This window comes from Flavivirga aquimarina, assembly GCF_030540835.1.
Taxonomy (GTDB): domain Bacteria; phylum Bacteroidota; class Bacteroidia; order Flavobacteriales; family Flavobacteriaceae; genus Flavivirga; species Flavivirga aquimarina.
The window spans coordinates 102,718-123,234 of sequence record NZ_JAUOEK010000101.1; the positions used below are offsets into that span (position 1 = coordinate 102,718).

Consider the following 20,517-nt stretch of genomic DNA (forward strand, 5'->3'; position numbering starts at 1 on the left):
ATTGAAAAAGCCTTGACAATAACTTATCAAGGCTTTCGAATTTAGTTTAATTTAGTTGTTAGTTTAGTTTAAGTTTTAACCATTCATGGAGATTAAAAACTCTTCATTATTTCTGGTTTGTTTAAAGCGTTCGTTAATAAATTCCATAGCTTCAACCGGGTTCATGTCTGCAAGATATTTACGCATTACCCACATACGTTGAATGGTGTTTTCATCTAGAAGTATATCGTCACGACGTGTACTAGATGATGTAAGATCGATAGCCGGGAATATTCTACGGTTGGATATTTTTCTATCTAATTGTAGCTCCATATTACCAGTTCCTTTAAATTCTTCAAAGATAACTTCGTCCATTTTAGAACCAGTTTCTGTTAATGCTGTAGCAATAATAGTTAAAGAACCACCATTTTCGATATTTCTGGCTGCACCAAAGAAACGTTTTGGTTTGTGTAACGCATTAGCATCAACACCACCACTTAAGATTTTACCAGAGGCTGGTTGAACGGTATTATAAGCTCTTGCTAAACGTGTTATAGAATCTAAAAGGATTACAACATCATGTCCACATTCAACTAATCTTTTAGCTTTTTCTAATACGATATTTGCAATTTTTACATGCTCATGAGCTTCCTTATCGAAAGTTGAAGCAATAACTTCACCACGTACATTACGTTGCATATCTGTTACCTCTTCAGGACGCTCATCAATTAGTAAAATCATTTGATATACTTCAGGATGATTTGCTGCTATAGCATTTGCTACATCCTTTAATAGCATAGTTTTTCCTGTTTTAGGCTGTGATACAATCATACCACGTTGTCCTTTTCCTATTGGAGAGAACAAATCCATTATTCTGGTAGAAATAGTACTCTGCTTTTCAGCTAAAGTAAATTTTTCTTGTGGAAATAATGGTGTTAAATGCTCGAAAGAAACTCTGTCTCTAACAACGTTAGGATTTTGCCCATTAATTTTACTTACCTTAATTAATGGAAAGTATTTTTCGCCTTCCTTTGGAGGTCTTACGTGACCAAGAACAGTATCTCCAGTTTTTAAACCGAATAATCTAATTTGAGATTGTGAAACATAAATATCATCTGGTGATGATAAATAGTTATAATCTGATGAACGCAAAAAACCATAACCATCTTGCATGATATCCAAGACACCTTCACTTTCTATAATTGCATCAAATTCAAAATCTGGTTCTCTATAGCGGTTTCTACCATCTTTATTTCCAGTTTCAACATTCCCGTTTTTTTGATTTCGGTGCTGATTTTTTTGTTGATTATTATCTCGCCTTTGATGAGGCTTATGTTGATTATCGTTTTGGTTTCTTTGCTTTGGATTGTTATCCTGTTTTTGCTCTTCTTTATTCTGTTTATCAGCAGGAGGGTTAGGAGCGTTAATCTTTTCTGTCTTTTCTGTAACTTTAGCCGTTTCAACTTTTTTATCTGTCGGAGCTTTTTCTACGTTTTTAACAGGTGTGTTTTTAACAGGTTTTTGAACACGTTGCCTTGGTTTTCTCGCCGCAGGCTTGTTTTCGGTTTTATTTTCTACAGCTTTGGTAGCTGGTTCAACAACAGCTTTAATTGCTTTTGGATCAGCAGCTTGTTGGTCTAGTATTTGGTAAACTAAATCTAATTTTTTTAATGAACGATATTTGGGAACGTTCAATTTTTTAGCGATCTCTTGTAAGTCAGAGAGTTTCTTTTCTTTTAGTTGTGAAATTTCAAACATTTATGTTTAATTGAATATGTATTGTATAAATTTTGAGTAATTCTGAAAAATGATTTCTTATTCTGAAGAATTAACCGCTTGTAATAGCGGTTGTTGAGAATTATTAGTGCAATTATACAACTTTATTTTAATTTTTAAAGGTATTTTTATAAAAGAAACTGTTATTTTTGCTTTCCAGTTTAGAAAATTATATGCTACAACGTATTCAAACCATATATCTTTTAATAGCAGCAGGGGTTTCTGCCGGTCTAATTTTTATTTTCCATTTATGGATAACAAATGATAATATTAGTGTATTTGCTAAAGATGACATGTTATATTTCGGCTTGTTTTTAAGTTCTGCAGTATTATCGTTAGTAGCCATTTTTATGTATAAAAATAGGAAGTCTCAATTTGTTTTGGGACGACTTAACATCATATTAAACTTTATTTTACTAGGATTTTTTGTATATCAATCTCTAAACATATCTGGAGAAACGGCGGTTTCTGAGAAAGGTATTGGGATGCTTCTTCCTATTGTTTCTATCGTGTTTTTGGCATTAGCCAATAAGGCCATCAAAAAGGATGAAGATCTTGTAAAATCTGTAGATCGATTGCGATAAACCTAACATCTTAGTAGTATTAGTGCGTTAAAACCCAAAGTGAAAGCTTTGGGTTTTTTTATAAGCCTCCCTTAATCCCTCTAAAGGAAAGGGCTATCTCATTGTTCTGACATATAATATTTCACTCATATGTTTTATAGAGTTGAGTATTTCCCTCCTTTGGAGGGATTAAGGGAGGCTTTTAACGTTTATTAAATTCGATAACTTCTAAATTGTCAATCTTGCTACCATCTATAGTAAAACGAAGCATTGTACGTATTTTATGAAAACCATGTTTGCCAACCGCGCCGGGGTTCATGTGCAATAATTGTAATTTTTTGTCGGGCATAACTTTTAATATATGTGAGTGACCGCAAATAAAAAGTTTAGGAGGGTTTTTCCTTATTTCATCACGAACCCTCATGTTATAAGCATTTGGGTAGCCACCAATATGCGTTATCCAAACATCGACACCTTCACACATAAAACGATTATTTTCAGGAAACTCCACTCTTATTTTGCTGTCATCAATATTACCATAAACAGCACGTAAGGGCTTTAGCTTTTTTATAGCATCCGTTACTTCTAAGTCACCAATATCACCTGCATGCCAAACTTCATCTGCCTGTTTTACATATTTTAAAATGTCGTTATCAATATAACTATGCGTATCAGAGAGTAATAATATTTTTTTCATATTTAGTTTTAAAAATCTTTTAATATATAATTAAGATTACTGTGTTCGCAGTAATAACAAAACTATCTATCTTTGCATGCCATATATTGTTTAAGTTTTCTATAAAGATTTTATAATTGAGAATTTAAACACTGTATAGTATATATTTAACAAAAGTATTAAATAGGATTGAGGTATTTTATAGAACTTTCTTATAATGGTAAAGCATATCACGGTTGGCAAAATCAACCAAAAGATATATCTGTACAAGAAGTTGTTGAAAAAGCGTTAACCATGCTTTTAAAGGAAACAGTTTCTATAATGGGGGCAGGAAGAACAGATACAGGTGTACATGCCTTGCAGATGTTTGCACATTTTGATACAGATGTTATTATTAATGGAACCGATTTAGCTTTTAAGTTAAATGCTTTTTTACCAAAAGATATAGCTATACATACTATTTTTAAAGTAAAAAACACGGCACATGCTCGTTTTGATGCCATAAGCAGAACTTATTTATATAGAATAGCACTTAAAAAAGATGTGTTTTCGTTTGATAATAGTTTTTATGTTAAGCAAGATTTGAATTTTGAGAGAATGAATGAGGCATCAGGAATTTTATTTGAGTATAAAGATTTTCAATGCTTTTCAAAAAGTAATACCGATGTAAAAACGTATTATTGTAATATAATGAAAGCAACATGGACACTCGAAAATAATGAGCTTCATTTTGTAATTAAAGCCGATAGATTTTTACGTAATATGGTACGTGCTATTGTAGGTACTATAATTAATATTGGTTTAGGTAAAATAGCTGTTGAGGATATGCATACCATTATAAAGTCTAAAAATAGGAGTGAAGCAGGGTTTTCGGTACCGGCGCATGGGTTATATTTAACAGAAGTAGAATACTCTAACGATATAAAGATAGATGAGTGAAAAACAAGAGAAAATATTTGACGTTACTTTATTTAAGCGTCTTTTTCAATATATAAAACCTTATAAACTTGTTTTTTTAGGGTTGTTGCTTTTGGTGATTTTATTGGCCATTTTTAGTGCTGCGACACCTCGTGTAACTCAGTTTGCTATAGATGATAGTATAACGGGAGACAACTCTAAAGGCTTCCTTATTTATATTGTGATCTTGTTAGTCATTTTAATTTTACAAACAGTATTTCAATTAGCATTTATTTATTATGCAGCTTGGTTAGGCCAAAGCCTAGTTGTAGATGTACGAATAAAATTGTTCGATCACTTGTTGCGTTTTAAAATGAAGTATTATGATAATTCTTCAGTCGGTGTACTTATTACCAGAGCGGTAACCGATATGGAACGTATAGCCGATATTTTTGGTCAGGGTTTATTTATGATCTTTAGAGATTTACTTACCATGGCAGTGGTTTTCGGAATTATGGTTTTTACCAATTGGCGATTAAGTTTAATCGTATTTATTATGTTGCCTATATTATTGTATGCCACACGTATTTTTCAAAAGTATATGAAGAAGGCTTTTGAAGAAGTTAGAACAGAAGTGTCTAATTTAAACTCTTTTGTGCAGGAACGGTTAACAGGGATGAAAATTCTACAATTATTTACCCGTGAAGCTATCGAATATGAAAATTTTAAAAAAATAAATGAAAGACATAAAAAAGGCTGGCTTAAAACGGTTTGGTACAACTCTATTTTTTTCCCTTTAGCAGATTTATCATCGTCTGTTACCATTGGTTTAGTAGCTTGGTATGGTGGCTTAAATGTCGTGTTGGAAGGCAAGGTAACCGAAGGTGTGTTAGTAGCATTTATCATGTATATTCCTATGCTATTTAGACCATTGCGTCAAATAGCAGATAAATTTAATACATTACAAATGGGTATGGTAGCAGCTACCAGAGTGTTTAATGTTTTAGATACGACTTCTCAAATTGATGACACAGGAACTCATGTGGCAGAGCATTTTAAAGGAAATATAAAATTTGATAACGTTTATTTTAGTTATGTAGAAGATGAAGAAGTTTTAAAAGGAATTTCTTTTGATGTGAATGTAGGTGAAACCGTAGCTATAGTAGGAGCAACAGGAGCAGGTAAATCTACCATTATTAATTTATTGAATCGTTTTTATGAAATTAAAGATGGTGTTATTTATGTAGATGATATTGATATTAGACAAGTAACTTTAGCATCTTTACGAACCCAAATAGCAGTCGTGTTACAAGATGTATTTTTATTTGCCGATACTATTTTAAATAATATTACATTAAACCATCCGGAGATTACCGAAGCACAAGTTCGGCAAGCAGCAAAAGATATTGGGATTCACGATTTTATAATGAGTTTACCAAACGATTATAATTATAATGTAAAAGAAAGAGGTGTTATGTTGTCCTCTGGTCAGCGTCAACTCATATCGTTTTTAAGAGCTTATGTTACAGACCCTAGTATATTGGTGCTTGATGAAGCAACATCTTCTGTCGATTCATATTCGGAACAACTTATTCAAAATGCTACAGACAAAATCACTAAAGGCAGAACCTCTATTGTAATTGCACATCGGTTAGCAACAGTTAAAAAAGCTGATAAAATTATAGTCATGGATGCAGGTAATATTGTAGAGCAGGGAACTCATGAGGAGTTACTTAAAAAAGAAAACGGGTATTATAAAAACTTATACGAAGTACAGTTTTTACAGGAAGAGACTATTTAGTTTTTCTGTATTTGCAATTTCTATGTTTTCGCTCTTATGTTATTTAAAGTGCGATTGTAATGAATAATTACTGTAACTAAAACACTAAAGATTAATAGGTTTTAATATAATACTCTTATAGCATTAAGATAGATCTTCTGTGATCATTGCATTAAGTTGTTTTGTGTCTTCAAAAACCACAAACTCCCCATCTTTAAAATAAGAAATATGACCTGTTTCTTCACTTACAACAAGTGCTAATGCATCTGTCTTTTCGGTCACTCCAATAGCAGCTCTATGACGAAGTCCAAAGCGTTGCGGAACATGTTTTTCGTTATTTACAGGAAGAATAACCCGCGTGGCTTTTACAATATTGTTATTAACTATAATGGCACCATCGTGTAACGGACTGTTTTTAAAAAATATACTTTCAATAATAGGTTGAGTCACTTTTATATTCATTTCATCGCCCGAAGATGACAAAAAATCCAGATTGTTATTCCTTTCAAAAACGATTAAGGCACCGGTTTTAGACATAGACATTTTGCTACAAGCCGAAATAACAGCATGTATATCCGTTTCGTCGTTAGTTTCGGTTTTTAAAAACTTAAGCTGTTTTAAAAACTTACGTCGCCTGTTAAAATTGGTAGAACCTACCATTAATAAAAATTTCCGAATTTCCGGTTGAAAAACAACAATTAAAGCAATAATTCCCACTTTCATAAAACCACCAAAAATACCTGTGAGAAGTTCCATGTTTAGAAAATCGGTCAATCTCCAAACTAAATATATAATAATGATTCCAATAAAAATATTGATGGCTACAGTGCCTTTTACGAGTTTGTAAACATAGTAGAGTAGAAGTGCTACTAAAATAACGTCTATAACATCGACTACGGTAAATTTTAAAAGGTCATTAAATATTTCCAAGAGGTATGGGTTTTGGTAAATTTAAGAAAATATGGTTAATTAAAAATGAATTCGTCGTCTGCTATTAAAACATCTTTTAAATTTAGATCCGATAATTCCGATTTGAACGTTATATAGTCTTGAAATGTCAGTTTTTTTTCAAAAGAGCAATAAAATATGTCTTTTTTGTTACTTAGAGTTAATGAGTCTCTGAGCGTAATGATAACTGATTCTTTTTCCGCATTGAAAATTTTATTGTCATGAGTTACAATAGTTATACTATCTAAACTAAAAACTAATAAATTATTATGGTTAAGATCAGAATCAACATTAAGCCCTTCCTTTTGATGATAGACCACATCCGTAAACTCAATAAACCCTAAATTCTTTTTGCTCGTATCATTACAAGTAAAATAGTTTTTTGCGGCTTTGTTTTTATGACTGGAATTCAGCTTTTTGTCTTGTAGATATTTAATATGAGGAATCACCTGTTTTAGTGTTAAACGTTTATCAACATTAACTAGCCAATTGGTTGTACTAATTAAATTTTTTCTATTCAGTTCAATGCTATCAGGTTTAGTTTCATCATAAAATAAATAAGCAGGAGATACATCGTTTATTTCAGTTATTTTAGAATGACTTATTTCCGGAAGTTGAATTACTTTTTCCTTTCCACAAGAAAGAATAATTAATAATGTCCCAAGAGCTAACAGGTACTTCATTTTTACGCTTTTAAAGATTCAACCAGTTTAATACATTCCATAGCTTCTTTTACATCATGAACCCTTAAAATAGCAGCATTTTTTTGCAAAGCAATAGTGTTTAAAACACTAGTGCCATTAAGAGCTTCTTTAGGCGAGGTCTCTAAAGTTTTATAGATCATAGATTTTCTTGAAATACCGGCTAATATGGGTTTTTCTATTATATTAAAACGTTCAAGTTTATTAAGCAACTCGTAATTCTGTTCTAAAGTTTTAGAAAATCCAAATCCCGGGTCTATAATAACATCGACGATTCCTAATTGTTTTGCAGCGGCAATACGTTCAGAAAAATAAAAGAGCACCTCTTTAATAATATCATCATAATCAGTTTGTTGTTGCATGGTTTGTGGTGTACCTCGCATGTGCATCATACTATATGGCACATGTAAATCGGCAACAGTTTGCAACATATTACTATCTAGTTGTCCTGCAGAAATATCATTAATTAACGCTGCTCCAGCTTCTATGCATTGCTTTGTAATTTGACTTCTAAACGTATCGATAGACAGTAAAGCATTAGGGAATTCTTTTAAAATGATATTAACAATAGGCAAGATTCTTTTTAATTCATCTACTTCACTAACATGGTCTGCGTTAGGACGCGAACTGTAGGCACCAACATCAATAAAAGTAGCTCCTTCGTTGAGCATCGTCTCCACATGCTTTAATATATCATTCTCATTTTTATGACGACCTCCATCGTAAAACGAATCTGGAGTTATATTTAGAATCCCCATCACTTTTGGTGTAGTTAAATCGATGAGTTTGCCTTTGCAGTTTATTGTCATTTATACCTTTTTGTATGGTGTTTGTACTTAGTTTAAAACTTTAAACCTGAAACTTTGATGGTTAAACTTTTTTATGCGAAATTTACGCAAAATACATTTTAATTCATGCAAGATACTTCAAAACAATATGATGCCGTAATTGATACGTGTAAAAGTTTATTTATTAAAAAAATGTCGGATTATGGAAGTGCATGGCGCATATTGCGTTTACCATCACTTACCGATCAAATTTTTATTAAAGCACAACGTATTAGAGGGCTTCAGCAAAATGATGTAAGAAAGGTAGATGAAGGTGAGATAAGTGAATTTATTGGTATTATAAACTACTGTATTATGGCATTAATTCAGTTAGAAAAAGGCGTGGTAGAACAACCAGATTTATCTACAGAGGCAGCTACCGAGTTATATAAAAAACAGGTAGCTATTACAAAAAAACTAATGCAAGATAAGAACCATGATTATGGAGAGGCGTGGCGTGATATACGGGTGAGTAGTTTAACCGATTTAATTTTACAAAAATTATTGCGAGTTAAACAAATTGAAGATAATGCGGGAAAAACTTTAGTAAGTGAAGGGATTGATGCTAATTATCAAGATATGATTAATTATGCAATTTTTGCATTAATTCATTTAAATGAAAAATAAATGTTATTTCTGCACCGTCACTGAGTGGAGTCGAAGTGCAGTAAGAATCCATATATAAGTTTCAATTAATAAGATTCCCGTTTTCACGGGAATGACAAAAAGTTATGAAATTATTAGTAAGTATATCAAGAGTATTTGTTGGTGTTTTATTTATCATTTCTGGATTGATAAAACTAAACGACCCCTTGGGGTTTTCATATAAATTACAGGAATATTTTAGTGCAGATGTTTTAAATATCACTTTTTTAGAGCCGTATGCATTAATAGTTTCGGTTTTAGTGGTTGTTTTTGAAGTCGTTTTAGGCGTGTTTTTACTCATTGGTTACAAACCAAAATTTACTATTTGGAGTTTGTTGGGAATGATTGTGTTTTTTACATTTTTAACATTCTATTCGGCTTATTTTGATAAAGTAAAAGATTGTGGCTGTTTTGGTGATGCTTTAAAATTAACACCATGGGAAAGCTTCACAAAAGATTTGGTTTTACTGTTTTTTATATTGATTTTATTTTTTGGTATAAAATATATAAAGCCACTGTTTAATAAATTAATGACAACAGTTATTGCTCTATTAGGTTTTATATGTAGTTTTTGGTTTGGATATCATGTGTTAGAACACCTGCCTGTTAAAGATTTTAGAGCTTATAAAATTGGAGCGAATATTCAAGAAGGTATGAGTATTCCTGAAGATGCAGCTAAACCTGTTGTAGAATACAGTTGGAAATTTAATGTAGGTGGCCAAGAAAAAGTTTTAACTACGAATGGTTCATACCCATCTGTTGAAGGTGATTTTGTAAGTGTAGACACGAAAGTGATTCAAGAAGGATATCAACCTTCTATCTACGATTTTTCAATAGAAAGTGACGATGAAGATTTAACAGAACAGTTTTTAGAAGAAGAAAACCTTATAGTTGTAGTCTCATATAGTTTGGAAAAAATTGAAAGATACGGTGCTATGAAATTAAAAGCCCTGTCGGAAGAAGCTATAAAAAAAGGTTATAAAGTAATTGGATTAACCGCTTCGGGCGAAGAAGCCAAACAGCGTATTAAGGAAGCTTATGGTATTGATTTTGAATTTTATTTGTGTGATGAAAAAGCACTTAAAACAGTAGTACGTTCTAATCCTGGGGTTTTAGAAATAGATAGTGGTACGATAAAACAAAAAGTACACTGGAATGATATTGAAGACTTAGAGTTACCAAAAGTAGAAAGAAAACCAGAACCAGAAGTCGTAGAGGAAGTCATTGCTTATTTTATAAATGGAGAATTATCAACAGAAGAGGATTTGGATGCTTTAGAAGAATCGAAGATTGAAAGCATTAATGTTATAAAGGATTCTTTACGACTAAATCCATTAAATACTCAAAATGATACCATTTATACCAGTATTATTGAAGTCACGTTAAAACCTAATAACTAACAACTGATAAGCTATTTACTAAATAAAATCACCTATGCCTTACTCACCTTATTTGGAGTAGTAACTGTTATTTTCTTTTTATTCAATGTACTTCCCGGTGACCCTGCTCAAATGATGATGGGGCAGAATGAAGATAGTGAGCAACTTAAATTAGTAAAACAAAAGTATGGATTCGATAAACCTCTGTCTACACAGTATTTTTACTATTTAAATGATCTGTCGCCTATATCATTTCATTCAAAAAATAAAGAAGACTATACTTTTTTAAAAACCGATACCTATACAGGCGTCAAGTTATTTTCAATAGGTAGTACAACAACAGTTCTTAAATTTCCTTATTTAAGAGAATCGTTTACCAAGCAAGGCAAAAAAGTAACAGAAGTTTTAGGAGAAACGTTACCAAATACATTTGTATTAGCCGTTTCTGCCATTATAATAGCCATGCTTTTAGGCATCTCTTTAGGAATAGTTTCAGCCTTATATAAAGACAGGTGGTTAGATAAAACCATTCAAATTTTTAGCACGTTAGGAATGAGTGTTCCCTCATTTTTTAGTGCCATATTATTCGCCTGGTTTTTTGGGTATGTGTTACACAAATACACCAATTTAGAAATGACAGGCAGTCTTTATGAACTTGATGATTTTGGAGAAGCCATGCATATAAAATGGAAGAATTTAATACTACCAGCCATAGTATTAGGGATACGTCCGTTAGCAGTAGTTATTCAACTTATGCGAAATTCATTATTAGAAGTATTCAATCAAGATTATATTCGTACAGCCAGAGCAAAGGGTTTAAGCGAATTTCAAATTATAAAAAGACATGCTATTAAAAATGCTATGAATCCGGTAGTTACAGCTATATCAGGTTGGTTTGCATCTATGTTGGCTGGTGCTGTTTTTGTGGAGTATATTTTTGGGTGGAATGGCTTAGGAAAAGAGATTGTAAATGCTCTAAATACTTTAGATTTACCGGTTATAATGGGAGCTGTTTTGGTAATAGCAACACTGTTTGTAATGATTAACATTTTTGTCGACTTAATTTATGTTTGGTTAGACCCAAAAGTTAAATTACAATAAAATGGACATGAAAAAAATGAACGTACTTTTAATATTATTAATTAGTTTTTTTAGTTGTAATACAGAAACTCCAACAAAATTCTCTGAAAAAGCACTAGATGATACCTTTATTTCATTTGAAGGCGAAGAAATTGCATTTAAAAATATTTTAGAAAAGCATAAAGGAAAAACGATTGTTATAGATATTTGGGCATCATGGTGTGGAGATTGTATTAAAGGGATGCCAAAAGTAAAGAAGTTACAATCTGAATATAAAGATGTGGTTTATGTTTTTTTATCTTTAGATAGAGGTGAATCAGCTTGGAAACGAGGGATAGAAAAATATCAAGTAAAAGGAGCGCATTATTATATGCCTAAAGGTAAAGATTGTGACTTTGCGGATTTTGTAAATATTAGCTGGATTCCTAGATATATGGTGATAAATGAAGCTAGCGAAATCGTTGTATTTAATGTTATTGAAGCTGATGACGAAAAACTTATAGAAGCTATTAAAAAATAAGTATTTTAGCGGCGTTTATATAATTAAAAACCGAAAAGGAATCATTTTATGAGAAAAAATATAGTAGCAGGAAACTGGAAGATGAATAACGATTTGGCACAAACAGAATTGTTATTAACCGATTTGAAAAATCAAAACCAAACCTCGAATGCAGAAGTTATGGTAGCACCTACCTTTACTAATTTATATCATGCTTCTGAAGCTTTAAAAACTGCTAATATTGAAGTTGTTGCACAAAACATGCATTTTGCAGAAAATGGTGCTTATACAGGTGAGATAAATGCAAGTATGTTAAAAAGTGTAGGCGTAGAAACAGTGATTTTAGGACATAGCGAACGTCGCGAATATTTTAACGAAACAGATGAGTTACTTGCTAAAAAAGTGGATGCGGCTTTGGCAAATAATATGCGTGTTATTTTCTGTTTTGGAGAAGAGTTGGCCGACAGAAAATCTGGAAACCATGAAAACATTGTAGAAAGTCAAATTAAAAATGCCTTGTTTCATTTAGAAGCATCAGCATTTAACCATATTGTATTGGCTTACGAACCTGTTTGGGCGATTGGTACAGGTGAAACGGCTAGTCCAGAACAAGCACAGGATATGCATGCGTTTATTAGAAAAACATTGGCAGATACATACGGAAATGATGTAGCAGATTCAGTTTCTATACTTTATGGAGGTAGTGTAAAGCCGGCTAACGCACAAGAAATTTTCTCTAAGCCAGACGTAGATGGTGGTTTAATAGGAGGAGCATCACTTAAAGCCGAAGATTTTTTCGCTATAGTTAATGCATTTTAATCATAAAAAAAAGTTTAGTAGTTTTTGCTAAACTATAATATACTATAAAGTAAGAGTGTTTTTCGATTTTCTGTAAATCAAGAAATGCTCTTATTTTTTTTGAAGAGTTAGTAATTTTTAAAATTGTTTTGCCATTCCTGTTTTTGTGGGAACTAGTTTTTATTATTTAGCCCATACAGGTTAATAACTATGAACTTTTAAAGTCGAAACCACATTAAAATTATCATAGAAAAATTATTGTTATAGGTATTACTTTTATCTTTGTCCGACTATGTCAAACATTATTTATATAAGTTACGAGTTTAAAGTAACACCATTACAACCAGCAGTAGAAATTTTAATTGCCGAACTAGGTTATACAGGTTTTGAAAGCTTTGTAGAAACCGAAACTGGGGTTACAGCATACATTCAAAAAGAAGAATGGAACCCATCGATACTTGAAGCTATTCAAATTTTAAATTCAGATGAATTTGAAATTACGCATACTTTTTCAGAAATAGAACAAACCAATTGGAATGCCGAATGGGAAAAGAATTTTAATCCTATTGTAGTTGATAATGTTTGTGCAGTACGCGCACCATTTCATGATAAATTTGATACCCAATACGATATTATTATTGAACCAAAAATGAGTTTTGGTACAGGACATCATGAAACTACGCACATGATGATTCAACATATTTTAAACAACGATTTTACTAATAAATCGGTTTTAGATATGGGCTGTGGAACATCAGTACTTGCTATTTTAGCCGAACTTAAAGGCGCAAAACCGATTGATGCCATAGATATTGATAATTGGTGTTACTTAAATAGTTTAGAAAATGTTGCACGAAATAATTGCAAGCATATTTCTGTATTAGAAGGCGATGCAACGTTGTTGAAAAATAAAAAATACGACGTTATCATAGCTAATATTAATCGGAATATTTTATTAAATGATATAAAAACCTATGCATCTTGTTTAAATAAAAGCGGCATGCTGTTTTTAAGTGGGTTTTATAATGATGATATTCCGATGATTACAGATGAATGTGAAAAGCATTTGCTGAATTTTGAAGAAAAATTAGAAAGAAACAATTGGGGCGCTTTAAAATTTAAAAAAAGATAAGCTTACTTGTAGATTATTCTCAATAAAATCATTGTTTTTATAAAAAACATCCCGAAAACCAAATAAATAGCCTTCTTTAAAGTTGGGTGTATTTAACCCAAACAAGGATCTATGGCCTAAATTATCCTCCTGAGACATGATTTTATCCCTGAAAAATAAATTTTATATAGCATATTATGGTTACTGCAGTCAGGGGTAAGACTGAAAACCTGTAAAAAAGAGTAGGTCATAATTTTTAACTATATAAAAATAAATATCATGAAAAAAATTACAATATTTTCCATAGTAATCCTATCATCCTTATTTCTACTTCAATCTTGCCAACAAGAAGATGTTATTCTCGAAGATGGTTCCCAAGCAGAAGAAGAAATAATAACTAGCGACCAAGAAGCCACAGCAGATAAAATAAAAATAACAAAGGCTATGTTAAAAAAATTATCTGATTTTTATCTGAATACAGAAGATGTAAAGGTTGTTGATTTTTTATTACCAGATGGTTCAACTAAACCTATGGTTCAAGTAGAGGAAGACATTATGCTATCTGAAGAACAGATTATGGAATTGTCTTTTGGTAGAGGTCTTACAGATCGTAACTATCATACCCATAATTTAGTGTCTCAAGGAAGTAATATTTCTATTATTGGTTATACAGGTTCAGGAGGATATGGCTTGACTCAAAAAGAACGAACAGCATTACAATGGGCAGTAGATAATTATAACATTTTAAGTGGTGTTTCAATTTCTTTTACGTTAACTTTTGGTACAAACTATCAAAATAAAGATATGGTTGTTTACAATAACCCACTACAAAGTGGCTCAGGAGGCTCAGCAGGGTTTCCATCAAATGGATCTCCAAATAAGTTTATACAAATATTTGGTTTAAACAGTTTCACTACAAATGTTATAGAGCATGTCATAACTCATGAAATAGGACATTCGGTTGGATTTAGACATACAGATTGGGAAACAAGACAAAGTTGCGGACAAAATGTGAGTGAAGGCATTGAACCGTATGGTGCAAATGCAATCCCAGGAACATCTGCAGGTTATAATCCAGATTCAATTATGGTAGCATGTTTTAGTTCTTCAGAAGATGGAGAGTTTGATACTGATGATATTATTGGATTGCAGTATATGTATTAATATTCTCGCTAAAAACAACTTTATATATAGAAGGGTATCATTTTTGGTGCCCTTTTTCTTTTTGTTTTAAAAAAATAAATTATTTTAGTTAAAAAATTGGAAAAATGAGTACTAAAGAAAAAACGTCGGAAGAATTATTACTTGAAGAAAAAATAGTAACGCAACGTGAGATTGTACTATTTAATGACGACGTTAATACCTTCGATCATGTTATAGAAACACTTATTTATGCTTGCGATCACACTTCAGAACAAGCAGAGCAATGTTCCCTAATAGTGCATTATAAAGGAAAATGTACTGTTAAAACTGGTTTGTATGACGATTTAAAACCGCGCTGTTCCATGCTTAAGGATGCCGGATTAAGTGCAGAAATCGTTTAAAATATACTTAACCGTTCATTCTACCTATAGCACAACTAACAAAAGACTTTGCTTTTGTTGTTAACGCATTTTTTTCTCCAACAATGGGATAACCAATTTTATGTAATAATTGTTTAGCCTCTAAAAGGGCATTTTTGTTTTCATAAAAAAAAGAAACCGTGTGATTATCATTATTAATGGTTACATCACTAATGTTTTCAATATCAGATAATTTATTGATTATTGTATTGGCACAACCGCCACATTTAAGATTTTGTATTTCTAAAGTTGTTTTCATTTTTATAAGGTTGACGGACAAACAAAAGTAGTTGTTGGCAAGTCTGTTTTTTTAATAGCGGCAAAACCACCTGCGATATCTATAACATCAAATCCTCTGGCTTTTAAAATAGACGCAGCAATAACAGAACGATACCCACCGGCACAATGTAGATGATAGGTTTTAGTTTTATCAATAACATTCATATTATCATTAATATAATCTAAAGCAAAATGCTGCACAGAATCACTATCCAGATGTTCCGATTTATACTCACCATCTTTTCTAACATCAAGTGTATTAATAGAGCCATTTTTAAAACGATTGGAAAACTCATCAACAGAAATAGACATAATGGTTTCAATATCTTTACCGGCATCTTTCCACGCTTTTATGCCTCCTTTTAAATACCCTAAAGTATTATCGTAACCAACGCGAGATAATCGGGTTACAGTCTCTTTTTCTTTTCCTTCTGGTGTAATTAATAAGATGGGCTGCTTTAAATCGGTAATTAAAGCACCAACCCATGGTGCAAAACCACCATTAATGCCAATAAAAATAGCATTTGGAATATGTTCTTTTACAAATTCTTGTTCTGTTCTAACATCAAGTACCAAAGCGCCTTCTTGATTTGCAATGATTTCAAAATCTTCAGGGCTTAATCCGGTATCTCCTTTTTCTAAGACCGTTTCGAAATTATCATATCCGGACTTATTCATCATAGCATTTTTAGCAAAATATTGAGGAGGAGGAGGAATGCCATCTAAAACCTCTTCAATAAATTCTTCTTTTGTCATATCTGCTCTTAAAGCATAATTTGTTTTTTTCTGTTCTCCCAAAAGGCCAACCGTTTCTTTACTTAAATTTTTCCCACAGGCAGATCCGGCACCATGTGCAGGATATACAATGATATCATCTGCCAATGGCATGATTTTATTCCGTAAAGAATCATATAGCATACCGGCTAAGTCCTCCTTTGTTAAATCGGATTTTATGGCAAGATCCGGACGTCCCACATCTCCTAAAAACAAGGTGTCTCCACTAAAAATAGCATGATTGTTTCCTTTTTCATTAATTAAAAGAAATGTTGATGATTCTAAGGTATGCCCTGGTGTGTGCAATACTTTAACGGTAATATGTCCTATTTTAAAAGTTTCATTGTCTGTGGCTATATGAGCATCATAATCTGTTTCTGCCCCAGGACCAAAAACAATGGTTGCTCCTGTTTTTTTTGCTAAATCGACATGGCCGGAAACAAAATCAGCATGGAAATGGGTCTCAAAAATATACTTGATTTTAGCATGTTCTTTTTCTGCTTTATCAACATATTGTTGTGTTTCACGTAATGGATCAATAATAGCTACCTCACCATTAGATTCTATATAATAGGCCCCTTGGGCCAAGCATCCTGTATAAATTTGTTCTATTTTCATTGATTCTATTTTTTAATTTCTGGAGTAGACAGAATCTCTTTAAATTAAGATAATTCAAAAATACGAAACCAAAATGGTTCGATTTGTGACTTATGTCACATTACACTTTCTCTATAAATGATATAAATAGCCATTATTAAAATAAAAACTCCAAAACTTTTTTTAAGTTTCTTTCCACTTATAAATTTTGACATAGATACACCTAAAATAATGCCTATTATAGAAATTAGGGTAAAAGAAAGAAGAAATACCCATTCAATTTCTAAGGTTTGAACATCTCCTATAAAACCAATTAAAGAATTAATAGTTACAATAATTAAAGACGTTCCTACTGCTTTTTTCATAGGGATATTTGCCCACACGACTAATGCTGGTACATATAAAAAACCACCACCAGCACCAATAACCCCTGTTATAGTTCCAATAATTAAACCTTGAATAAATGTTTTATAATAGGCTTGGCTTTTTAAAACAGTACCATTGTTTTTTTCTTTTTTTATCATAGAAAATGATGCTAATAACATAATAATAGCAAAGAATATCATGATACCCATTTCTTTAGTAAGCGTATAATCATTAAAACTAAAAAGCAAATCTGGTATATTCGGTACTAAATAACGCCTAGATAAATAAACAGCAATAAATGACGGAAACGAAAAGGCTAAACCTGTTTTAAAATCGACTAGCCCTTTTTTATACTTTTGATAAGTACCAACCATAGAAGATGTACCTACAACAAAAAGAGAATAGGCTGTTGCAATAACCGGGTTATAACCCAAAAGGTATACTAATAATGGTACGGTGAGTATAGAGCCACCCCCTCCAACAAGCCCTAAAACGAGTCCTACGATTAAAGCGCCAAGATACCCTAAAATTTGAGTAGAATCCATTAATGTGGGAGTTTGTCTTTAAAAACTCCATAAATATATGTTCCTAGAATAGCTGCAGCAATTACAATAATCATACTGTAAACACCAGTACCTAATAGAATGTACATAGGCCCTGGACAAGCACCAATAAGCGCCCAACCAAACCCGAAAATAATGCCACCAATAATATATCTTGAAATTCCTTTTTCTTTTTTGGGAACAAAAATATCTGCCCCTTTAATACTTTTAAAAATCCCTTTTTTTGAAATTTGAAGGAATAAAACCCCAGATGCAATAGCTGTGCCTATAATACCATACATATGAAACGATTGAAAACGAAACATTTCATAAATTCTATACCAAGAAACAGCTTCAGATTTAACTAAAACGATTCCGAAGAAAACACCAACTAATAAAAATTTTAAATATTTCATTTTTTAAAAAATTAGAGGTAAAATAAAATTAGTCATGATTAAGCCTCCAATAAAAAAGCCTATAACAGCAATTAATGATGGTTTTTGTAAGCTGCTAAGCCCAGTTATAGCATGTCCCGATGTACAACCGCCTGCATAACGTGTGCCGAAACCAACTAGTAAACCTCCTAAAACTAAAAGGAGCAGCCCTTTAGGAGAGGTTAATGCCTCCATGCTATACATTTCGTTAGGAACTAATGTTGCTCCCGAGTTTTTAAACCCCATGTTTTGAAGTTCGGTAATAGTTATAGGGTTTAAATCGGTAAGGCTGTCATTTGATAGGTAGTGTGTTGCTATAAAGCCACCGATTATGGCACCAAGTACAACAACCAAGTTCCATATCTGTTCTTTCCAGTTAAATTTAAAAAAGTTGGCTGTTTTTCCTGCTCCCATTATAGAACACATAGTTCTAAGATTGGAAGACATGCCAAATGTTTTACCAAAATAGAGTAATAGCGCCATCACCGAGGCAATAAGTGGTCCAGAAATATACCATGGCCAAGGATTTAAAATATATTCCATACTTGTTTTATTTATTGCAAAAGTAAAGCTAAATGAAAGGATACTTTGTAATAAATGTTACTTATATGTACTATGTTTAATAATGCTTTTACGATAAACCTTAAATAAGAACTATGAATTTGTATTATAAAACTTCAATTTTATTTCTACTCAGTTTTATTTTATTCTCGTTTTCAAATTGCTTTAAAAGTCTGGAAATAACAACACGAGATGTATGTAAATCTTCGGCAATATCCTGATGTTTTACAATAATGGTGTTAGACTTGTGAAGTTTAACTTTGTTAATTAAGTATTTATAAAGGCGTTCATCCATTTTCATAAAGGCAAGATTATCTATAGCCTCCAGCATTTCTTCAAAACGTGTTTGATAGCTTTCTAATATAAAATTCTGCCAGCTTTCATTATTATGAAACCAGGCTTGCATTTTTTGCACAGGTATCATAATAAGACTTGAATCTTTTTCGGCTACGGCTCTAATTTTACTTTTAGAGATTCCCATGCAGCAGGTGAGTGACATTGTACAGGTTTCACCAGCTTTTAAAAAATAGATAAGTAATTCGTTACCTTCACTATCTTCTCTAAGTATTTTAATGCTTCCACTTAATAAAAGCGGTATATATTGTAATGTTTGATCAATATCTATGATAATATCGTCTTTTAAAAATGTATTAATAGAACCAATTTTATTGATCTGATCTATTAAATCACTATCAAAGACATGATTAAATTTTTGGTATAATAATTCTTTTTCCATATTCAAAAATAATGAATTACAAATTTGGAATAAAAATTAGGTAAGGTTTTAATAAAAATATTATATTTGCACCCACAAAAAAGGCCTCGTGGCGCAACTGAATAGCGCACTTGATTACGGCTCAAGAGGTTACAGGTTTGAATCCTGTCGAGGTCACGAATAAATAGTTAAATAAGAAAAAACGCCAAGTTTACTTGAGCGTTTTTTTGTTTGAACTATTTTCAAAGCGGAGCTTTGTCAGGATCAAGGGAGTTAATCCTGTCGAGGTCACAAGAATAATTTTAATTTAATTCATTACCCCACAGTTTATAGGAACTGTGGGGTTTTCGTTTTCAGTTGAGTTCTTTGAACTGTGTTTAGTAGGTTATTTAGAAAATGTCATTAGTGACAGACACATATCTTTCTAATTTTCTATTTTACCAATTTCTCTGTTTTCGTTCCCTTTTTCAATTCCAACATTTAAATCACCTCATGGTATTTTTCTACAATTTTCATTAATTCTAATACCTTTTCTGGATAAGATTAAATTATATTAAATCGTTCACCCGTACCTCTCACCATATTATAAAGCTCAGGTTTTTCCACAGCTGTTTTTATCCTTTTTTTCTCTATGCCCTTCATTGCCTGATTTAGCGTTATAAGATTTATAAGTATGTGGTAAAACCAACTTTCAATTACCTTTTCGTATACTATTTAGATTATTCTTTCCAAAATAATAAAGAATGGTTTCACGTGGGATAGATTCAAGATTACCTTTCCAAAGTGATGTCACATCAACACCATCGCACATCACCATAGCCTTCATCATCTATAAATATGGTTACTACATTAGGCTTTTCGGTGTTTTGTTTTTGTTTATTGGTCTCAAATGGAGTTAAAACTATGTACTTTAGTGCATGTCGCTTTCAGCTTCTAAAAACTTTTGACACGAATTTCACGAATTCACACGAATTCAGTTTTACCATATTTCACGAAGCAGACTTTCAGTCTGCCAAAACGAACCTATG

Annotated in this window: 23 protein-coding genes and 1 tRNA gene; 12 read left to right on the forward strand and 12 right to left on the reverse strand. The window is 32.0% G+C overall.

Annotated features, from left to right (window positions below):
- Positions 1 to 75: 75 nt before the first annotated feature.
- Complete coding sequence (gene rho, locus Q4Q35_RS09185; RefSeq protein WP_303277676.1) at positions 76 to 1,737, reverse strand: transcription termination factor Rho; 1,662 nt, start codon at positions 1,735 to 1,737, stop codon at positions 76 to 78.
- Between the two features lie 191 nt (positions 1,738 to 1,928).
- Here rho and Q4Q35_RS09190 point away from each other — a divergent pair, with 191 nt between their 5' ends.
- Positions 1,929 to 2,339, forward strand: coding sequence for a DUF4293 domain-containing protein (locus tag Q4Q35_RS09190; RefSeq protein WP_303277677.1), 411 nt, complete (start codon positions 1,929 to 1,931; stop codon positions 2,337 to 2,339).
- Between the two features lie 181 nt (positions 2,340 to 2,520).
- On the opposite strand, the gene Q4Q35_RS09195 is transcribed toward Q4Q35_RS09190, so the two are convergent.
- Positions 2,521 to 3,015: a metallophosphoesterase family protein gene (locus Q4Q35_RS09195; RefSeq protein ID WP_303277678.1), complete on the reverse strand. Its 495-nt coding sequence runs from the start codon at positions 3,013 to 3,015 to the stop codon at positions 2,521 to 2,523.
- A 168-nt stretch (positions 3,016 to 3,183) separates the two neighbouring features.
- Here Q4Q35_RS09195 and truA point away from each other — a divergent pair, with 168 nt between their 5' ends.
- Entirely contained in the window at positions 3,184 to 3,933 is a 750-nt protein-coding gene (gene truA / locus Q4Q35_RS09200; RefSeq protein WP_303277679.1) for a tRNA pseudouridine(38-40) synthase TruA, read from the forward strand.
- Complete coding sequence (locus tag Q4Q35_RS09205) at positions 3,926 to 5,692, forward strand: ABC transporter ATP-binding protein (RefSeq protein ID WP_303277680.1); 1,767 nt, start codon at positions 3,926 to 3,928, stop codon at positions 5,690 to 5,692. The genes truA and Q4Q35_RS09205 overlap by 8 nt, the downstream gene beginning before the upstream one ends.
- A 123-nt stretch (positions 5,693 to 5,815) precedes the next feature.
- On the opposite strand, the gene Q4Q35_RS09210 is transcribed toward Q4Q35_RS09205, so the two are convergent.
- Genes Q4Q35_RS09210 through folP form a run of 3 tightly spaced genes read right to left on the reverse strand, consistent with a single transcriptional unit; the run spans position 5,816 to position 8,129 of the window.
- Positions 5,816 to 6,601: a diadenylate cyclase gene (locus Q4Q35_RS09210; protein ID WP_303277681.1), complete on the reverse strand. Its 786-nt coding sequence runs from the start codon at positions 6,599 to 6,601 to the stop codon at positions 5,816 to 5,818.
- 35 nt (positions 6,602 to 6,636) lie between these two features.
- The gene (locus Q4Q35_RS09215; protein ID WP_303277682.1) at positions 6,637 to 7,302 is read right to left on the reverse strand and encodes a hypothetical protein; all 666 of its coding nucleotides are present in this window, start codon (positions 7,300 to 7,302) and stop codon (positions 6,637 to 6,639) included.
- A 2-nt stretch (positions 7,303 to 7,304) separates the two neighbouring features.
- The gene (folP, locus tag Q4Q35_RS09220) at positions 7,305 to 8,129 is read right to left on the reverse strand and encodes a dihydropteroate synthase (protein ID WP_303277683.1); all 825 of its coding nucleotides are present in this window, start codon (positions 8,127 to 8,129) and stop codon (positions 7,305 to 7,307) included.
- 105 nt (positions 8,130 to 8,234) lie between these two features.
- On the opposite strand from folP, the gene Q4Q35_RS09225 reads away from it, so the two are divergent.
- The 8 genes from Q4Q35_RS09225 to Q4Q35_RS09260 all read left to right on the forward strand — a co-directional run bounded on the left by Q4Q35_RS09225 (position 8,235) and on the right by Q4Q35_RS09260 (position 15,203).
- Positions 8,235 to 8,774, forward strand: coding sequence for a DUF1599 domain-containing protein (locus tag Q4Q35_RS09225; RefSeq protein WP_303277684.1), 540 nt, complete (start codon positions 8,235 to 8,237; stop codon positions 8,772 to 8,774).
- Positions 8,775 to 8,878: 104 nt separating this feature from the next.
- A complete protein-coding gene (locus Q4Q35_RS09230) occupies positions 8,879 to 10,192 on the forward strand; it encodes a BT_3928 family protein (RefSeq protein WP_303277685.1) in 1,314 nt (437 codons plus the stop codon).
- 3 nt (positions 10,193 to 10,195) lie between these two features.
- Positions 10,196 to 11,272: an ABC transporter permease gene (locus Q4Q35_RS09235; RefSeq protein WP_303277698.1), complete on the forward strand. Its 1,077-nt coding sequence runs from the start codon at positions 10,196 to 10,198 to the stop codon at positions 11,270 to 11,272.
- Between the two features lie 16 nt (positions 11,273 to 11,288).
- On the forward strand, positions 11,289 to 11,771 hold the full coding sequence (locus tag Q4Q35_RS09240; RefSeq protein WP_303277686.1) for a TlpA family protein disulfide reductase: 483 nt from the start codon (positions 11,289 to 11,291) through the stop codon (positions 11,769 to 11,771).
- A gap of 48 nt (positions 11,772 to 11,819) precedes the next feature.
- Positions 11,820 to 12,569: a triose-phosphate isomerase gene (gene tpiA / locus Q4Q35_RS09245; RefSeq protein WP_303277687.1), complete on the forward strand. Its 750-nt coding sequence runs from the start codon at positions 11,820 to 11,822 to the stop codon at positions 12,567 to 12,569.
- A 271-nt stretch (positions 12,570 to 12,840) separates the two neighbouring features.
- Complete coding sequence (gene prmA, locus Q4Q35_RS09250; RefSeq protein ID WP_303277688.1) at positions 12,841 to 13,680, forward strand: 50S ribosomal protein L11 methyltransferase; 840 nt, start codon at positions 12,841 to 12,843, stop codon at positions 13,678 to 13,680.
- A 258-nt stretch (positions 13,681 to 13,938) separates the two neighbouring features.
- Positions 13,939 to 14,823: a M57 family metalloprotease gene (locus Q4Q35_RS09255; protein ID WP_303277689.1), complete on the forward strand. Its 885-nt coding sequence runs from the start codon at positions 13,939 to 13,941 to the stop codon at positions 14,821 to 14,823.
- A gap of 104 nt (positions 14,824 to 14,927) precedes the next feature.
- Positions 14,928 to 15,203 carry an ATP-dependent Clp protease adaptor ClpS gene (locus Q4Q35_RS09260; protein ID WP_303277690.1) on the forward strand — a complete coding sequence of 92 codons (276 nt, stop codon included), beginning with the start codon at positions 14,928 to 14,930 and terminating at the stop codon, positions 15,201 to 15,203.
- Between the two features lie 7 nt (positions 15,204 to 15,210).
- Here the strand turns inward: Q4Q35_RS09260 and Q4Q35_RS09265 are convergent, their stop codons facing one another.
- The 6 genes from Q4Q35_RS09265 to Q4Q35_RS09290 all read right to left on the reverse strand — a co-directional run bounded on the left by Q4Q35_RS09265 (position 15,211) and on the right by Q4Q35_RS09290 (position 19,510).
- Positions 15,211 to 15,480: a heavy-metal-associated domain-containing protein gene (locus tag Q4Q35_RS09265; protein ID WP_303277691.1), complete on the reverse strand. Its 270-nt coding sequence runs from the start codon at positions 15,478 to 15,480 to the stop codon at positions 15,211 to 15,213.
- A gap of 2 nt (positions 15,481 to 15,482) precedes the next feature.
- The gene (locus tag Q4Q35_RS09270) at positions 15,483 to 16,892 is read right to left on the reverse strand and encodes an MBL fold metallo-hydrolase (RefSeq protein WP_303277692.1); all 1,410 of its coding nucleotides are present in this window, start codon (positions 16,890 to 16,892) and stop codon (positions 15,483 to 15,485) included.
- A gap of 95 nt (positions 16,893 to 16,987) precedes the next feature.
- Positions 16,988 to 17,782, reverse strand: a complete 795-nt coding sequence (locus tag Q4Q35_RS09275) for a sulfite exporter TauE/SafE family protein (RefSeq protein ID WP_303277693.1) — start codon at positions 17,780 to 17,782, stop codon at positions 16,988 to 16,990.
- A complete protein-coding gene (locus tag Q4Q35_RS09280) occupies positions 17,782 to 18,195 on the reverse strand; it encodes a DUF6691 family protein (protein ID WP_303277694.1) in 414 nt (137 codons plus the stop codon). The genes Q4Q35_RS09275 and Q4Q35_RS09280 overlap by 1 nt, the downstream gene beginning before the upstream one ends.
- Positions 18,196 to 18,198: 3 nt before the next feature.
- Positions 18,199 to 18,756: a YeeE/YedE family protein gene (locus tag Q4Q35_RS09285; RefSeq protein ID WP_303277695.1), complete on the reverse strand. Its 558-nt coding sequence runs from the start codon at positions 18,754 to 18,756 to the stop codon at positions 18,199 to 18,201.
- Between the two features lie 124 nt (positions 18,757 to 18,880).
- Positions 18,881 to 19,510, reverse strand: a complete 630-nt coding sequence (locus Q4Q35_RS09290) for a Crp/Fnr family transcriptional regulator (protein WP_303277696.1) — start codon at positions 19,508 to 19,510, stop codon at positions 18,881 to 18,883.
- Positions 19,511 to 19,592: 82 nt separating this feature from the next.
- Between Q4Q35_RS09290 and Q4Q35_RS09295 the strand changes: the two genes are divergently transcribed.
- Positions 19,593 to 19,666 (forward strand) — tRNA-Arg (locus tag Q4Q35_RS09295).
- 514 nt (positions 19,667 to 20,180) lie between these two features.
- On the opposite strand, the gene Q4Q35_RS09300 is transcribed toward Q4Q35_RS09295, so the two are convergent.
- A complete protein-coding gene (locus Q4Q35_RS09300; protein WP_303277697.1) occupies positions 20,181 to 20,318 on the reverse strand; it encodes a hypothetical protein in 138 nt (45 codons plus the stop codon).
- Between the last annotated feature and the right edge of the window lie 199 nt (positions 20,319 to 20,517).

Coding starts and splice junctions, on each gene's coding strand:
- rho (WP_303277676.1), bottom strand. CDS start 1,737: ATGTTTGAAATTTCACAACTAAAAGAAAAGAAACTCTCTGACTTACAA.
- Q4Q35_RS09190 (WP_303277677.1), top strand. CDS start 1,929: ATGCTACAACGTATTCAAACCATATATCTTTTAATAGCAGCAGGGGTT.
- Q4Q35_RS09195 (WP_303277678.1), bottom strand. CDS start 3,015: ATGAAAAAAATATTATTACTCTCTGATACGCATAGTTATATTGATAAC.
- Q4Q35_RS09205 (WP_303277680.1), top strand. CDS start 3,926: ATGAGTGAAAAACAAGAGAAAATATTTGACGTTACTTTATTTAAGCGT.
- Q4Q35_RS09215 (WP_303277682.1), bottom strand. CDS start 7,302: ATGAAGTACCTGTTAGCTCTTGGGACATTATTAATTATTCTTTCTTGT.
- folP (WP_303277683.1), bottom strand. CDS start 8,129: ATGACAATAAACTGCAAAGGCAAACTCATCGATTTAACTACACCAAAA.
- Q4Q35_RS09225 (WP_303277684.1), top strand. CDS start 8,235: ATGCAAGATACTTCAAAACAATATGATGCCGTAATTGATACGTGTAAA.
- Q4Q35_RS09230 (WP_303277685.1), top strand. CDS start 8,879: ATGAAATTATTAGTAAGTATATCAAGAGTATTTGTTGGTGTTTTATTT.
- Q4Q35_RS09240 (WP_303277686.1), top strand. CDS start 11,289: ATGAACGTACTTTTAATATTATTAATTAGTTTTTTTAGTTGTAATACA.
- tpiA (WP_303277687.1), top strand. CDS start 11,820: ATGAGAAAAAATATAGTAGCAGGAAACTGGAAGATGAATAACGATTTG.
- prmA (WP_303277688.1), top strand. CDS start 12,841: ATGTCAAACATTATTTATATAAGTTACGAGTTTAAAGTAACACCATTA.
- Q4Q35_RS09255 (WP_303277689.1), top strand. CDS start 13,939: ATGAAAAAAATTACAATATTTTCCATAGTAATCCTATCATCCTTATTT.
- Q4Q35_RS09260 (WP_303277690.1), top strand. CDS start 14,928: ATGAGTACTAAAGAAAAAACGTCGGAAGAATTATTACTTGAAGAAAAA.
- Q4Q35_RS09265 (WP_303277691.1), bottom strand. CDS start 15,480: ATGAAAACAACTTTAGAAATACAAAATCTTAAATGTGGCGGTTGTGCC.
- Q4Q35_RS09270 (WP_303277692.1), bottom strand. CDS start 16,892: ATGAAAATAGAACAAATTTATACAGGATGCTTGGCCCAAGGGGCCTAT.
- Q4Q35_RS09275 (WP_303277693.1), bottom strand. CDS start 17,782: ATGGATTCTACTCAAATTTTAGGGTATCTTGGCGCTTTAATCGTAGGA.
- Q4Q35_RS09280 (WP_303277694.1), bottom strand. CDS start 18,195: ATGAAATATTTAAAATTTTTATTAGTTGGTGTTTTCTTCGGAATCGTT.
- Q4Q35_RS09285 (WP_303277695.1), bottom strand. CDS start 18,756: ATGGAATATATTTTAAATCCTTGGCCATGGTATATTTCTGGACCACTT.
- Q4Q35_RS09290 (WP_303277696.1), bottom strand. CDS start 19,510: ATGGAAAAAGAATTATTATACCAAAAATTTAATCATGTCTTTGATAGT.
- Q4Q35_RS09300 (WP_303277697.1), bottom strand. CDS start 20,318: ATGATGAAGGCTATGGTGATGTGCGATGGTGTTGATGTGACATCACTT.